General features: G+C 74.4%; 13 protein-coding genes. 11 read left to right on the top strand and 2 right to left on the bottom strand.

The genetic code is table 11. The features are described from left to right. The 9 genes from AC3ERT_RS35175 to AC3ERT_RS35135 all read left to right on the top strand — a co-directional run bounded on the left by AC3ERT_RS35175 (position 1) and on the right by AC3ERT_RS35135 (position 7,939). The gene (locus tag AC3ERT_RS35175) at positions 1–669 is read left to right on the top strand and encodes a riboflavin synthase (protein ID WP_435179111.1); all 669 of its coding nucleotides are present in this window, start codon (positions 1–3) and stop codon (positions 667–669) included. A gap of 68 nt (positions 670–737) precedes the next feature. Then, positions 738–1,352: a nicotinamide mononucleotide transporter family protein gene (locus AC3ERT_RS35170; protein WP_435179122.1), complete on the top strand. Its 615-nt coding sequence runs from the start codon at positions 738–740 to the stop codon at positions 1,350–1,352. Next, the gene (gene ribB / locus AC3ERT_RS35165; protein WP_435179109.1) at positions 1,349–2,848 is read left to right on the top strand and encodes a 3,4-dihydroxy-2-butanone-4-phosphate synthase; all 1,500 of its coding nucleotides are present in this window, start codon (positions 1,349–1,351) and stop codon (positions 2,846–2,848) included. Before AC3ERT_RS35170 ends, ribB begins: the two co-directional genes overlap by 4 nt. After that, positions 2,845–3,330: a 6,7-dimethyl-8-ribityllumazine synthase gene (ribH, locus tag AC3ERT_RS35160; protein ID WP_335976003.1), complete on the top strand. Its 486-nt coding sequence runs from the start codon at positions 2,845–2,847 to the stop codon at positions 3,328–3,330. The genes ribB and ribH overlap by 4 nt, the downstream gene beginning before the upstream one ends. Positions 3,331–3,388: 58 nt before the next feature. Continuing rightward, a complete protein-coding gene (locus AC3ERT_RS35155) occupies positions 3,389–3,661 on the top strand; it encodes a phosphoribosyl-ATP diphosphatase (protein ID WP_335976008.1) in 273 nt (90 codons plus the stop codon). 133 nt (positions 3,662–3,794) lie between these two features. Continuing rightward, positions 3,795–4,643 carry an ATP phosphoribosyltransferase gene (hisG, locus tag AC3ERT_RS35150; RefSeq protein ID WP_335976010.1) on the top strand — a complete coding sequence of 283 codons (849 nt, stop codon included), beginning with the start codon at positions 3,795–3,797 and terminating at the stop codon, positions 4,641–4,643. Next, positions 4,640–5,137: a PH domain-containing protein gene (locus AC3ERT_RS35145; protein WP_435128100.1), complete on the top strand. Its 498-nt coding sequence runs from the start codon at positions 4,640–4,642 to the stop codon at positions 5,135–5,137. Before hisG ends, AC3ERT_RS35145 begins: the two co-directional genes overlap by 4 nt. A 268-nt stretch (positions 5,138–5,405) precedes the next feature. Then, positions 5,406–6,812 carry a hemolysin family protein gene (locus AC3ERT_RS35140; RefSeq protein ID WP_435128098.1) on the top strand — a complete coding sequence of 469 codons (1,407 nt, stop codon included), beginning with the start codon at positions 5,406–5,408 and terminating at the stop codon, positions 6,810–6,812. Next, complete coding sequence (locus AC3ERT_RS35135; RefSeq protein ID WP_335976019.1) at positions 6,809–7,939, top strand: hemolysin family protein; 1,131 nt, start codon at positions 6,809–6,811, stop codon at positions 7,937–7,939. Before AC3ERT_RS35140 ends, AC3ERT_RS35135 begins: the two co-directional genes overlap by 4 nt. A 97-nt stretch (positions 7,940–8,036) precedes the next feature. Here AC3ERT_RS35135 and AC3ERT_RS35130 read toward each other — a convergent pair whose 3' ends face one another. Both AC3ERT_RS35130 and AC3ERT_RS35125 read right to left on the bottom strand, forming a co-directional pair. Next, positions 8,037–9,962 (bottom strand): AAA family ATPase, encoded by a 1,926-nt coding sequence (locus AC3ERT_RS35130; protein ID WP_335976023.1) that lies wholly within the window; start codon positions 9,960–9,962, stop codon positions 8,037–8,039. Positions 9,963–10,473: 511 nt separating this feature from the next. Continuing rightward, a complete protein-coding gene (locus AC3ERT_RS35125) occupies positions 10,474–11,091 on the bottom strand; it encodes a uridine kinase family protein (protein ID WP_335976273.1) in 618 nt (205 codons plus the stop codon). Between the two features lie 111 nt (positions 11,092–11,202). On the opposite strand from AC3ERT_RS35125, the gene AC3ERT_RS35120 reads away from it, so the two are divergent. Then, positions 11,203–12,342 carry a M24 family metallopeptidase gene (locus AC3ERT_RS35120; RefSeq protein ID WP_335976025.1) on the top strand — a complete coding sequence of 380 codons (1,140 nt, stop codon included), beginning with the start codon at positions 11,203–11,205 and terminating at the stop codon, positions 12,340–12,342. Positions 12,343–12,500: 158 nt separating this feature from the next. Beyond that, complete coding sequence (locus tag AC3ERT_RS35115; RefSeq protein ID WP_435179107.1) at positions 12,501–13,925, top strand: C39 family peptidase; 1,425 nt, start codon at positions 12,501–12,503, stop codon at positions 13,923–13,925. Positions 13,926–13,939: the final 14 nt, after the last annotated feature.

Raw genomic sequence — 13,939 nt, 5'->3', positions numbered from 1 at the left:
GTGTTCACCGGAATCGTGGAAGAGCTGGGCGAGATCACCGCCGTCGAGGACCTGGGCGACGCGTCCCGCTTCACCGTGCGCGGCCCCGTCGTCACCGAAGGCGCGAAACACGGCGACTCGATCGCCGTCAACGGGGTCTGCCTGACCGTGGTGGACCTGCCCGAGGGCGCCTTCACCGCCGACGTGATGGCCGAGACGCTGGGGCGCTCCAGCCTGGGCGCGCTCACCCCCGGCTCCCGGGTCAACCTGGAGCGGCCGATGGCGCTGGGCGGCCGGCTCGGCGGCCACCTGGTGCAGGGCCACGTGGACGGCACCGGCACGGTGCTGGAGCGGGTGCCCGGCGAGCACTGGGAGATCGTCAAGGTCGCGCTGCCGGCCCCACTCGCCCGCTACGTGGTGGAGAAGGGCTCCATCACCGTGGACGGCGTCAGCCTGACCGTGGTCGACGCGGGGGCGGACTTCTTCACCGTCAGCCTCATCCCGACCACGCTCGCGCTGACCACACTGGGCGTCAAGCAGCCCGGCGACCCGGTCAACCTCGAGGTGGACGTCATCGCGAAGTACGTCGAGCGGATGCTCGGCGCGGGCGCGGTCCCCGGTGACGGCGGGCGTCCCGGTGACGGCCTCGGTGACGTGCTCGGTGGCGGCGTGGCGGAGGCCGGGCGGTGAGCGGCGTCGTTCACTGGCTGAACAGCGAGGCGTTCACCGCCTTCGACCAGCACGTGGTGTGGTCCGACATGATCGGCAACCTGCTCGGCCTGTTCGCGCTCGCGCTCGGCTGGCGGCGGGCGATGCTGACCTGGCCGGTCCAATTGCTCTCCGGCGTGGTGCTGGTGGCCGCGTTCTGGGGCGCGCACCTCGGCGGCGGCGTCGGCAAGCAGCTCGTGGTGATCACCGTCGCCGTCTGGGGCTGGTACCAGTGGCGGCGCGGCTCCGGCGGGCGCACCGGCCGGCTGTCCATCCGCTTCGCCACCTGGCGGGAGCGGGCGGTGCTGGTGCTGGCCACGGGCCTGGGCACCGTGGCCGTCGCCTCGCTCTTCCTCGCCTACCCCAAGCTGTCGTGGAACCCGTGGCCGGACGCGTACATCTTCGTCGGCACGCTCGCCGCGATGTACGCGCAGGCCCGCGGCTGGGTCGAGTTCTGGTTCGCGTGGCTGGCGGTCGACCTCGTCGGGGTGCCGCTGAACTTCCACAGCGGGCTGCCCTTCTCCGGCCTCGTCTACATCATCTACTTCGTCCTGGTGATCGCCGGGATGTACTCCTGGTGGCAGCAGACCCGGCGGGCCGGCGGCGAGCGGGGCGGCCCGCGGCCGAGCAAGCCGGTCGCCACCGTGGAAGGAGCGCGCGCATGACGGCCCTGACCGCACCCCACGACCACCGGCGCCGTACGGAAGCCGCCCCGGGCGGACCCGAGCCGCTCGACGGGCTGCTGCTCGACCCGGTCGAGCGGGCGATCGCCGACATTGCCGCCGGCCGCCCCGTCGTGGTCGTCGACGACGAGGACCGGGAGAACGAGGGCGACCTCGTGGTGGCCGCCGAGAAGATCACCGCCGAGACCGTCGCCTTCATGATGAACGAGTGCCGCGGGCTGATCTGCGTGCCGATGGAGGCGCCGGCGGCCGAGCGGCTGGAGCTGCCGCAGATGGTGGCGGCCAACACCGAGTCGATGCGCACCGCGTTCACCGTCTCCGTGGACGCGAGCGCCGCGCACGGCGTGACCACCGGCATCTCCGCGGCCGACCGCGCCACCACCATCCGGCTGCTCGCCGACCCGGCCGCGCACCCCGGCGACTTCGTCCGGCCCGGCCATGTCTTCCCGCTCGCCGCCCGCCCCGGCGGAGTGCTGGCCCGCCCCGGGCACACCGAGGCCGGGGTCGACCTCGCCCGGCTCGCCGGACTGCGCCCGGCGGCCGCCATCGTGGAGATCACCCGCGAGGACGGCAGCATGGCCCGGCTGCCGGACCTGGTCCCCTTCGCCCGCAAGCACGGCCTGGCGATCATCTCGATCGAGGCGCTGATCGCCCACCGCCGCGCCGCGCGGACCGCGCGGACCGCGCAGCCCGCCCCGGCCGCTCCGGCCGTGGCCCCTTCGGAGCAGCCCGAGCAGCCCGAGCAGGCGGCCCCGAACGAGCCGAACGCCCCGAACCAGCCGGCCGCGGCTGCCGTGGTGCGGCGGGAGGCCGGCACCCGGCTGCCCACCGCCTACGGCGAGTTCCGCGCGTACGGCTACCGCGGCACCGTGGACGGCGCCGAGCACGTCGCGCTGGTGGCCGGGGACCTCGGCGACGGCGGCGACGTCCTGGTCCGGGTGCACTCCGAGTGCCTGACCGGCGACGTCTTCGGCTCGCTGCGCTGCGACTGCGGCCCGCAGTTGCAGAGCGCGCTGCGCGAGGTCGCCGCCGCCGGCCGCGGCGTGGTGGTCTACCTGCGCGGCCACGAGGGCCGCGGCATCGGCCTGATGTCGAAGCTGCGGGCGTACGAACTCCAGGAGCGCGGTCGGGACACCCTGGACGCCAACCTCGAACTCGGCCTGCCCGCCGACGCCCGCGACTACGCGGCCGCCGCGCAGATCCTCGCCGACCTCGGGGTGCGTTCGCTGCGGCTGCTGACGAACAACCCGGCGAAGTCCGCCGCGCTGGCCGGGCACGGCCTGGACGTGCTCTCCCGCGAGCCGATGCCCGTCACCGCGGGCGAGCACAACGCCCGCTACCTGCGCACCAAGCGCGACCGGATGGGCCACGAACTGCCGTGGCTCGACGGCGCGGCGACCGTACCGACCCCCCTGAGCGACCGGTCGGCGACCGACCGGTCCCGTACCGACCGAAGCACCACCGGAGGAGAGAAGTGAGCGGCAAGGGCGCCCCCGAGTTGACCGTGAAGAACTGCGGGGACCTGCGGGTCGCCGTCATCGCGGCGCAGTGGCACACCCAGGTGATGGATGGCCTCGTGGACGGCGCGGTCCGCGCGCTGCGCGACCTCGGGATCGAGGAGCCGACCCTGCTGCGGGTGCCGGGCAGCTTCGAACTGCCGGTCGTCGCCAAGGTGCTGGCCGGCCGCGGCTACGACGCGATCGTGGCGCTCGGGGTGATCATCCGCGGCGGCACCCCGCACTTCGAGTACGTCTCGCAGGGCGTCACCGCCGGGCTCACCCAGGTCGCCGTGGAGACCGGGGTGCCGGTCGGCTTCGGCATCCTCACCTGCGACAACGAGGAGCAGGCGCTCGCCCGGGCCGGGCTGCCGGGCTCCACGGAGGACAAGGGCCACGAGGCGGTGACCGCGGCGGTCGCCACCGCGACCACCCTGCGTTCGGTCTCCGAACCCTGGCGGTGACCAGCATCCGAACCGTGGCGGTGGTCCCCGGCCGCTTCCCCGTAGGCTAGGGACCACCATGGCTGACAAGACATTCGAGGAGCTGTTCAGCGAGCTCCGGCAGAAGGCCGCCACCGGCGACCCCAGCACCTCCCGCACCGCCGAACTCGTCGGGAAGGGCGTGCACGCGATCGGTAAGAAGGTCGTCGAGGAGGCCGCCGAGGTGTGGATGGCGGCCGAGTACGAAGGACCGGACGCGACCGCCCTGGAGATCTCGCAACTGCTTTACCACGTCCAGGTGATGATGGTCGCGCGCGGGATCTCCCTGGAGGACGTCTACGCTCATCTCTGAGCGCCGCCCCCGCCGGTCCCTCCGGTCCGGCCGACCCGCCCCGCCCGTACCCCCTTGCCGTACCCGCACCACCGTCCGCGCCGTCCCCGGCGCCCGCTCCGGCACCACCCACGAGGAAAAGGAACCCGACCCCATGCTCCGCATCGCCGTACCGAACAAGGGCGCACTGTCCGGACCCGCGGCGGCCATGCTCCATGAGGCCGGATACCGCCAGCGCAAGGAGTCAAAGGAACTCGTCCTGTTCGACAACGTCAACGGCGTCGAGTTCTTCTACCTGCGCCCGCGGGACATCGCGATCTACGTCAGCTCCGGCCGCCTCGACATCGGCATCACCGGCCGCGACCTGCTGCTGGACTCCGGGGCGAACGCCGAGGAGATCCTCCAACTGGGCTTCGCCCGCTCGACGTTCCGCTACGCCGCCAAGCCCGGCACCGCGAGCGCCGTGGCCGACCTGGCCGGACTGACCATCGCCACCTCCTACGAGGGCGTGGTCGGCAAGCACCTCGCCGACAGCGGGGTGGCCGCGTCCGTGGTCCACCTCGACGGCGCCGTGGAGACCGCGATCCAGCTCGGGGTCGCCCAGGTCATCGCCGACGTGGTGGAGACCGGCACCTCGCTGCGCAACGCCGGGCTGGAGCCCTTCGGCGAGCCGATCATGGAGTCCGAGGCCGTCGTCATCCGCCGCACCGGCGCCGACGCCGAGGACGCCGACGTGCGGAAGTTCCTGCGCCGCCTCCAGGGCGTCCTGGTCGCCCGCCGCTACGTGATGATGGACTACGACATCCGCGTGGAGCAGGTCGAGAAGGCCGTCGCGCTCACCCCCGGGCTGGAGTCGCCCACCGTCTCCCCGCTGCACCACGAGGGCTGGGTCGCGGTCCGCGCGATGGTGCCCACCGCCGACGCGCAGATCATCATGGACCAGCTCTACGACCTGGGCGCCCGCGCCATCCTGACCACCGGCATCCACGCCGCCCGGCTGTGACGGTGCCCGCCGATCCGGCGCAGCACCCGGCGGCCACCGCCGCGCGGTACGACCTGCCGGTGACCTTCCGGCCGGTCGTCACCCGCGCGGTGCTGCTGGTCCTCGCCGTGGCGATCGTGGTGGTGCTCACCGCCGTCGCCGTCCTCATGCCGCACGAGGGCGCCTCGCCCTGGAGCACCGCCGAGCGCGCCACCGTGGTCGGCACGGCGGTGCTGATCGGCGCGGGGCTGACGCTGCTCAGCCGGCCCAAGGCCGTCGCCGACCCGGACGGGCTCACCGTGGTGAACCTCACCGTGCGCCGCCGCCTGGCCTGGCCGGAGGTGCTGCGGGTCAACCTCGGCCACGGCGACGCCTGGGTCCGCCTCGACCTCGCCGACGGCACGACCCTGGCGGTGATGGGCATCCAGCCCGGCATCGCCCCCGCCCGGGCGCTGCGCGACGCCCGCCGGCTGCGTGAGCTGGTCGAGGCGCTGGGCGAGGCGCCCGCGGTGTGAGCCCGGCGCACCCCCCGGCGGGCGATGGCCGGGTGCCCCTGACGGCGGCGGCGCGCCGCCGGGTGGGCACCGTCACTTCGCGGCCGGGCCCGCAATGACTACCCTGGATTCCCGAGCGCGCCCCTTCGCGCGCTTCCCACCCCGGCGCCGCCCCGCGCGGCACCCACCCGAGGAGTGACACTCACACCCCGATGGACGAACCGTCCGGTAGTACATGCGCCGCCCCTCCCGCCCGGGACTCCCACCGGAAACGCGGGGCGGCGGCCTCATGAGCACCTCGTTGCTGCTGCTCGCAGCGGCGTTCGTACTGATCCTCGCCAACGGCTTCTTCGTCGCCGCCGAGTTCGGCCTCGTGACGGTGGAGCGCCCGGCCGCCGAGCGCGCCGCGGCCGACGGCGACCGCAGGGCCCGCAGCGTGGTCGCCGCTCTGCACAAGCTCTCCTTCCAGCTCTCCGGCACCCAGCTCGGGATCACCATCACCTCGCTGGTGGTGGGCATGCTGGCCGAGCCCGCCCTCGGCGACCTGCTGGAGGGGCCGCTGCGCGCCGCGGGCCTGCCGGACGGCGCCGCCCCCGGGTTCGCCGTGGTGATCGGCATGATGGTCGCCTCCGGGGTGCAGATGGTGATCGGCGAGCTCGTACCGAAGAACTGGGCGGTCTCCCGGCCGCTGGCCGTCGCCCGTATGGTGGCTGGCCCGCAGCGGGCCTTCTCGCGAGCCTTCCGCCCGGTGATCGAACTGCTCAACCGCGCCGCGAACCGCCTGGTGCGGATGCTCGGCGTGGAGCCCACCGACGAGCTGGACTCCGCCCGCACCCCGGGCGAACTGGTCTCGCTGGCCCGGCACTCCGCGCTGGCCGGGGCCCTGGAGCCGGACACCGCCGACCTGTTCGTGCGGACCCTCTCGCTCGGCGACCTCACCGCGGAGAACGTGATGACGCCCCGGGTCCGGGTCAGCGCCCTGGAGGACACCGCGACCGCCGCCGACGTCCTGAACCTCACCCGCGCCACCGGCCTGTCCCGGTTCCCCGTCTACCGCGAGCGGCTGGACGACACCACCGGCATGGTCCACCTCAAGGACGCGCTCGCCGTCCCCGCCGACGCCCGCGCGCGCACCCCGGTGTCCCGGATCGCCGTCGCCCCGCTGCTGGTGCCCGAGACGCTGCCGGTCCAGCAGCTGCTGGAGCTGCTGCGCAACCAGCAGCCGATCGCGGTCGTGGTCGACGAGTACGGCGGCACCGCCGGCGTGGTCACCCTGGAGGACATCGTCGAGGAGCTGGTCGGCGAGGTCCGCGACGAGCACGACGGCGTCGACCTGCCCGAACTCGCCCAGGCGCCCGCCGAGGACGGCCACCCGGCCTGGACCGCGGACGGCGGCTGCCGGATCGACACCCTGGCCCGGATCGGCCTGGCCGCGCCCGAGGGCCCCTACGAGACCGTCGCGGGCCTGGTCGCCGACCTGCTCGGCCGCATCCCCGAGGTCGGCGAGACCGCCGAGCTGCCGGGCTGGCTGCTGCGGGTGGAGGACGTCGTCCACCACCGGGCCGAACGCGTCCGGATCGTGCGGACCACCGCGCCGGACGACGACCCCTGCGCCGACGGGCCGGGGGACGCCGCCGAGCGGGCGGGCGCGCCCGCCGCGATGGCCGCCGCCGTCGAGGAGGGCGAGCACCGATGAGCCTGCTGCAACTCCTCTTCGCGGTCCTGCTCGTGCTCGGCAACGGCTTCTTCGTCGGCGCCGAGTTCGCGCTCGTCTCGGTGCGCCGCAGCCAGATCGAGCAGCACGCCGCCGAGCAGCGGGCCGCCCGTACCGTGCTGTACGGGCTGGAGCACCTGCCGCAGATGATGGCCGCCGCGCAGTTCGGGGTGACCGTCTGCTCGCTGACCCTCGGCGCCGTCGCGGAGCCGACCGTCGCGCGGCTGGTGGAGCCGGTCTTCTCCGCCGCCCGCGTCCCGCACGACCTGGTGCACCCGATCGGCTACGTGCTGGCGCTGGCGATCGTGGTCTTCCTGCACCTGGTGATCGGCGAGATGGTGCCGAAGAACCTGGCGATGTCCGACCCGGAGAAGGCCGCGCTGCGGCTCGCCCCCGGGCTGGTCGGCTTCGCCCGGGTCTTCCGGCCGGTGATCGCGGTGCTCGGCGCGTGCGCCCGGCTGATCCTGCGGGTCTTCCGGGTCGAACCGAAGGACGAGGTCGACGCGGTCTTCACCAGCGCCGAACTGACGGTGCTGGTCGAGGACGCGCGCGCGGCCGGGCTGCTCGACTCCGACGAGCAGGAGCGGCTGGAGGACGCCCTCGAACTGGGCTCCCACCCGGTCGCGGAGGTGCTGCTCACCCCGGACGAGCTGGTCACGCTCGGCCCCGCGGCGACCGCCCGGGAGATCGAGGCGCTGACCGTGCGGACCGGCTACTCCCGCTTCCCGGTCGCCGCCGACGGCTCCAGCGCCGCCGGCTACCTCGGCTACCTGCACGTCAAGGACATCCTGGACGTGGAGGACCCCGACCAGCCGGTGCCGCAGCGGCTGTGGCGCCCGATGACCACGCTGCGCGCCGACCTCCCGCTGGACGACGCCCTCACCGCGATGCGCCGCGCCGCCACCCACCTCGCGTCCGTCACCGACGGGCAGGGGCGGGTGCTCGGCCTGGTGGCGCTGGAGGACGTGCTGGAGATGCTGGTCGGCGAGGTCCGCGACCCCGCGCACCGGTCCGCGCCGCGGAAGAACGCCGCGGGCAGGCGCGCCGGCACGGTGCCGGTGCCGGGGCCGGCCCAGTCCGGCGGGGCGGCCGGCGAACTCGTCCGCTGAAGCGCACCCGGGCCGGTAGGCGGGCCCGGCCCCGCGCCCGGGTCGATGCTCGTACCGCCCGCCCGCCCGCCGTACCGCCCCGCCCGCCGGATCGGCGCTATTCCGCCGGTTCGGCGGGCGGCGGGGTGCCCGGGCCGCGGCCGGACAGCACCTCGCCGTACGCCTGCATCAGGTCCGGCAGGCGCAAGGTCGCCAGCTCCGCCCGGCCGGGCGTCGCCGCGTACTCCGACAGGCGCAGGTCGCGGTAGGCGCAGCTCTTCTCGTACAGGGTGCGCAGCAGGCGGCCGTTGCCCAGCTCGTCCACCCAGCCCTGCTCCACCACATGGCCGTTGATCGCGGCCAGCTCCTCCAGCGCCTCGTCGTCCCAGCGGTCGCCGTTCTCGCCGGCGAGCACCTCGCCGATCCGGGTCAGCTCGTGCGGGCGGTAACTGGGGAAGTCGACCCGGGTGGTGAAGCGCGAGCCGAGCCCGGGGTTCGCCGCGAGCAGCCGGTCCATGCCCTCGGGGTAGCCGGCGAGGATGACCACGAGCCGGTCGCGGTTGTCCTCGGCGCGCTTGAGCAGCACCTGGAGCGCCTCGTCGCCGTACGCGTCGCCCTTGCTGTAACCGGAGTTGGACAGCGCGTACGCCTCGTCCACGAAGAGCACGCCGCCCAGCGCGGAGTCGATGAGCTCGTTCGCCTTCACCGCGGTCTGCCCGAGGAACTCGCCGACCAGGTCGGAGCGTTGGGCCTCCACCAGGTGGTCGCCGCCGAGCAGGCCGAGGGCGTAGAAGACCCGGCCGAGGATGCGGGCGACGGTGGTCTTGCCGGTGCCGGAGGGGCCGGAGAAGACGAAGTGCCGTTTCGGCGGCTGCACCGGCAGGCCCTGTCCGGCGCGCAGCCGGGCCATCCGCAACTGCGCCGACAGCGCCCGCACCTGGCGTTTGACCGGCTCCAGTCCGACCATCCGGTCCAGCTCGGCGAGGGCCTCGGCGAGCAGCGCCGGGTCGGCGCCGCCGAGCGGCAGTCCGGCCGCGGCCGCGGTGCCGGCGCCGCCGGGCAGGGTGGAGAAGCGGCCGCGCACGGCGTCGCCGGGCGGCCCGGCGATCAGCAGCGACTCGTCCCACTCGGCCTCGGCGCCCGGACCCGGGCCGGCGGGCGCCGACGGGTCGGCCGGGAAGTCGGCGGGGTAGCCGCCGTCGGGCTCGCCGTACTCGGGTACGGCCTGGCCGCTCCCGGCGAGCGACACCGCGGCCAGGCCCGCGGCCTCGTCGAGGCCGTCGTCCGACTCGTGGATGGCGGCGAGCCGGGCGGCGGTGTCCATGAAGGCGGGGTCCACCCGGTGCACGGCGCGGTAGAGCGGCACCGCGGCGGCGCTGCGGCCGGTGCCCTCGTAGGCGCGGGCGAGCCAGTAGCGCAGCTCCTTGCGCTGCGGCTGCTCGCTGCGGCAGCGCATCAGCGCGGCGGACAGCAGCGGTTCGGCCTGGCCGCACATCTCCAGCCGGACCCGGGCCATCCCGCCGAACAGTCCGGCCTCGATGCCCAGCACCGGGTCGCCGAGCAGGGGTTCGGTGTGCCGGACCAGGCGCTCCCAGTCCTTGGTGAGATAGGCGCGGCAGGCGTGCAGGAAGCGCACCTGCGGGTCGGTGTCGACCGGCGGGCAGTCGGCCAGCGCCCGGTCCAGCTCGGCGACATGGCGGCCGTCCAGCCAGTGCGAGGCGTGGGCCAGTTGCAGGTCGCGGCTGGTCTCCAGCACCGGCTGCACCCACCAGCCCAGCCAGTACCAGGAGTTGAGGGTGCGGCGGTGGGCGGCGCGCTGCTCGCCGAAGCGGTCGCGGTGCTGGTACATCCGCAGCAGCGCGGTGGCGGTGTCGGCGCGCAGCGCGTGCAGGCCCAGCCACGCGTCGGCCATCCCCGGGTCCAGCCGCACCGCGTCCCTGAACTCCTCCTCGGCCTGCGCGTAGGCGCCCATGGTGTACGCCTCGACCCCGCGCAGCCAGGCCAGATCGGCCGGGGCACCCGGGCGCTCAGTGCCGAAGTCCATCAAGTCCCCACCACTCCGTCCCCCCGCCTCGCGGACACGCACGCTCCAACCCGTGGCCAACGGGCGGGAGTTGAGCAGACTGCGATCCCCCCAGGCACCGCACCGACCCCTGCGCGCATGGTACCCGCGATGGTCGGATCGCCGTAGGGTGCGCAGCCAAGCCACAGGGGAGGGGCGGGGCGCGGCAAAGGACGCGGTACGGCGCCGGTTCGTGACGGTGGGTGAGGGGCGCGGTGGCGCGCGCGGCGCGGCAGAACGCGCGGAAAGCAGGACGGAGCCCCTGATCACGGGGGAACAATCAGGGGCTCCGTGTCTGCTGAGCGGCTGCTTCGTGCCGCTGGTTGAAAACGTAATCTCTGGGTACCCGGCCGGTCAAGCGATCACGGCCGTCCGATCGGGGGGAAATTCGAGGCGGTCGCCGAGCGGATGCGACCGCCTGCCGACCGTGTTCGACCGCATCCGACCGGTTGTTTCCGGCGGCGCCGGTTCGCGGCACGCCGGCACCGGAGGGTCACATTCCGTGACCGCGGGCGGGGTGGCGGCCCGGCTGCGCCGCCGGCCCCGGCGCGAACCGGTAGCCGCCGTCGGAGCCCTGGTCCTGACGGACCAGCAGGTCGGCGTAGGGGCGGGTCGGGTCGGCGGCGAAGTGCGCGTCCTCCGCGCTGCTCCACCCGGTCCAGAACGCGGTCAACTCCGGCCCGTCCCGGCGCAGTCCGCGCCGGTGCGCCTCGGCCGGACCGACCTCAAGCCACAGCACGAGCGCCAGGTGCGGGCGCAGCGCGGCCCGGCCGGTGCCGACCCCCTCCAGCAGCACGTACGGCGCCGCGGGCACGCGGTGCTCGCCGTCGAAGCGCCGGGCGTGCCAGTCGTAGACCCCGTGCGCGGCGTCCCGGCCCGCCCGCAGCGGCGCGAGCACCTGCGCGGCCAGCCGGTCCGCCCAGTCGAAGGGCTCCTCGTGGGTCGCCAGGTCGTCGGTGTGCACCACCGGGCAGCCGCCCAGCGCCGCCGCCAACCGCCCGGCGAGCGTGGTCTTCCCGGCCCCGGCGTGCCCGTCCACCGCGATCACCCTGCTGCGGCCGCACGACGGGACCAGCCCCGCCATCCCCGCGACCAGCTGCGCCAACGTCATATCCGCCACCCCGCGACCATACGGCCCCGCCCCCCCCGAACCGCCCGCGCCGCGGGCCGGTGCGGCGCGTATGTTCGCCCGCCGCCGCGGGGGCACGGCTACCGTAGGGGCGTGAGTCAATCCACTGGCACGGCCGGCGCGGCCGAACTGTTTCCGCCGGAGCGACTGGACCGGGCCCGGCAGGCCGCCGGCGACGCCGGGCTCGATGCGCTGCTGGTCTCCCCGGGCGCGGACCTGCGCTACCTGACGGGCTACCAGGCCCTGCCGCTGGAGCGGCTGACCTGCCTGGTGGTGCCCGCGGACGCCGACCCGTTCCTGGTGGTGCCCGCGCTGGAGAAGGCGGCCGCCGAGGCGTCGCCGGCCGGTGCGCTGGGCGTGGAGATCGTCGGCTTCGCCGAGACCGACGACGCCTACGCGATGATCGCCCGCCGGCTGCCGCCGCACACCGCCCGCTTCGCGGTCGACAACCACATGTGGGCGGAGAAGCTGCTCGCGTTCCAGGACGCGCTGCCCACCGCGCAGGCGGGCCTGGCCGGTGACGTGCTCTCCGTGCTGCGGATGCGCAAGACGCCCGCGGAGGTGGCGGCGCTGCGCCGGGCGGGCGCGGCGATCGACCGGGTGCACCGCAGGATCGGCGAGTGGCTGCGGCCGGGCCGCACCGAGCGGGAGATCGCGGCGGACATCGCCGACGCGATCCTGGCGGCCGGGCATGTCACCGTCGACTTCGTCATCGTGGGCTCGGGGCCGAACGGCGCCAGCCCGCACCACGAGGTCTCCGACCGGGTGGTGAAGGCCGGCGACCCGGTCGTGGTGGACATCGGCGGCACCACCCCCGACGGCTACTGCTCGGATTCCACCCGCACCTACGCGGTCGGTCAGCCGCCCGCGGAGTTCCGCGAGTTGTACGAGGTGCTGCTGGCCGCGCAGACCGCGCAGACCGAGGCGGTCCGCCCCGGGATCACCGCGCAGGCGCTGGACGCGGTCGGCCGGGACCGGATCGCCGCGGCCGGCTACGGCGCGCACTTCATCCACCGCACCGGCCACGGCATCGGCCTGGAGACGCACGAGGAGCCGTACATCGTGGCGGGCAGCGCGCGGGCGCTGGAGCCGGGCATGGCGTTCTCGGTGGAGCCGGGGATCTATCTGCCCGGGCGGTTCGGCGCGCGCATCGAGGACATCGTGGTGTGCACCGAGGACGGCGGGGAGCGGCTCAACCTGACCGGGCGTGACCTGGTCGTTCTTCCAGCGTGACCGTCAGTGGTATAGGCCAATAATGATCCGTCCGGGAACACGGCAACCCTGGTGAACGGCCCGTCCAGCGACGATAGTGGTCGGCACCCGCCGTGCCCCGACAGGGCCCGGCCGGGCCATCTCCCGTTCACGTCGAGGGGAACCGAGGTACCACCCACATGACCAGTAACGCGCCCCGGCGTGCCGTGCTGACCGCCGCGCTCGCCGCCGCGGCCACCGTCGCCGCCTCGAACGCGCAGACCGCCTCCGCCGCGCCCGCCGGCAGCGGGACGCCCGCCGCCGGAACCCCCGCCGGGCAGCCCGCGGGCGGCAGCGGCACGGGCGCCGCCGCAAACGACCCCGCGCCGGTGGACTACCACGCCTGGAGCACCCACGCCGACTGGAACACCGGTGAGCACCGGGGTACCGAGCCGGTGCCCGGCTCCCGCGCCGGGGTGCGGATCGCCCGCCCGGCCGGCACGACGGACTACGCCGACCCGCACACCGGCAGGACCGGTACGTACGAGTACGCCACCTGGACCTCCCCGCGGCGGCAGCTCCCGCACCCGGCCACCGAACTGGTCTCCTCCTGGAACGCGCACACCCCCGCGGGCACCTGGCTGCAGGTCGAGCTGCTGGGCACGTACACCGACGGCACCGCCACCCCCGCCTACGTGATGGGCCGCTGGACCTCCGGCGACAGCGACGACGACATCCGCCGCACCTCTGTGGACGACCAGAGCGACGACGTCAGCAGCATCTACACCGACACGTTCGCCATCGACGACGCGAGCGCGGGCAAGCTGCTCGCCTCCTACCGGCTGCGGGTCACCCTCTACCGCAAGCCCGGCACCAAGGACACGCCGACGGTGTGGCGGGCGGGCGCGTTCGCCTCGGACATCCCCGACCGCTACACGGTGCCCGCCTCCGTGCCGGGGCTGGACGGCGCGGTGGAACTGCCGGTGCCGCGCTACTCGCAGGACATCCACAAGGGCCAGTACCCGCAGTACGACAACGGCGGCGAGGCGTGGTGCAGCCCCACCTCCTCCACCATGGTCATCGAGTACTGGGGCCGCGGCCCGAGCGCGGCCGACCTGGCCTGGGTGGACCCCTCCTACGCCGACCCGCAGGTCGACCAGGGCGCCCGCTACACGTACGACTACCAGTACGAGGGCTGCGGCAACTGGCCGTTCAACGCCGCCTACGCGGCCACCTACCAGGACCTCCAGGGCGTCGTCACCCAGCTGCACTCGCTGAACGACATCGAGCGCCTGGTGAAGGCCGGCATCCCGGTCATCACCTCCCAGTCGTTCCTGGCCAGCGAGTTGGACGGGGCGAACTACAGCACCTCCGGCCACCTGATGTGCATCGTCGGCTTCACCGCCGAGGGCGACGTGGTGGCCAACGACCCGGCCAGCGCGGACGACGACGCGGTGCGCAACGTCTACCGGCGGGCGCAGTTCGAGACGGTGTGGCTGCGCACGAAGCGGATCACCGCCAGCGGCTCGGTGGGCTCCGGCTCCGGCGGTGTGGCCTACCTGTACTTCCCGGTGAAGCCGAGCCCGGGGCAGCGGCGCGCGCTGGAGTCCGTGGGCGTGGTCTGAGCGCGGGAGCCGTA

It is taken from the genome of Actinacidiphila sp. bgisy145 (genome assembly GCF_057708125.1).
The sequence above is the reverse complement of the archived record's forward strand: the minus strand, read 5'-3'. Positions and strand labels throughout refer to the sequence as shown.

Coding starts and splice junctions, on each gene's coding strand:
- AC3ERT_RS35170 (WP_435179122.1), top strand. CDS start 738: ATGATCGGCAACCTGCTCGGCCTGTTCGCGCTCGCGCTCGGCTGGCGG.
- ribB (WP_435179109.1), top strand. CDS start 1,349: ATGACGGCCCTGACCGCACCCCACGACCACCGGCGCCGTACGGAAGCC.
- AC3ERT_RS35155 (WP_335976008.1), top strand. CDS start 3,389: ATGGCTGACAAGACATTCGAGGAGCTGTTCAGCGAGCTCCGGCAGAAG.
- hisG (WP_335976010.1), top strand. CDS start 3,795: ATGCTCCGCATCGCCGTACCGAACAAGGGCGCACTGTCCGGACCCGCG.
- AC3ERT_RS35140 (WP_435128098.1), top strand. CDS start 5,406: ATGAGCACCTCGTTGCTGCTGCTCGCAGCGGCGTTCGTACTGATCCTC.
- AC3ERT_RS35135 (WP_335976019.1), top strand. CDS start 6,809: ATGAGCCTGCTGCAACTCCTCTTCGCGGTCCTGCTCGTGCTCGGCAAC.
- AC3ERT_RS35130 (WP_335976023.1), bottom strand. CDS start 9,962: ATGGACTTCGGCACTGAGCGCCCGGGTGCCCCGGCCGATCTGGCCTGG.
- AC3ERT_RS35125 (WP_335976273.1), bottom strand. CDS start 11,091: ATGACGTTGGCGCAGCTGGTCGCGGGGATGGCGGGGCTGGTCCCGTCG.
- AC3ERT_RS35115 (WP_435179107.1), top strand. CDS start 12,501: ATGACCAGTAACGCGCCCCGGCGTGCCGTGCTGACCGCCGCGCTCGCC.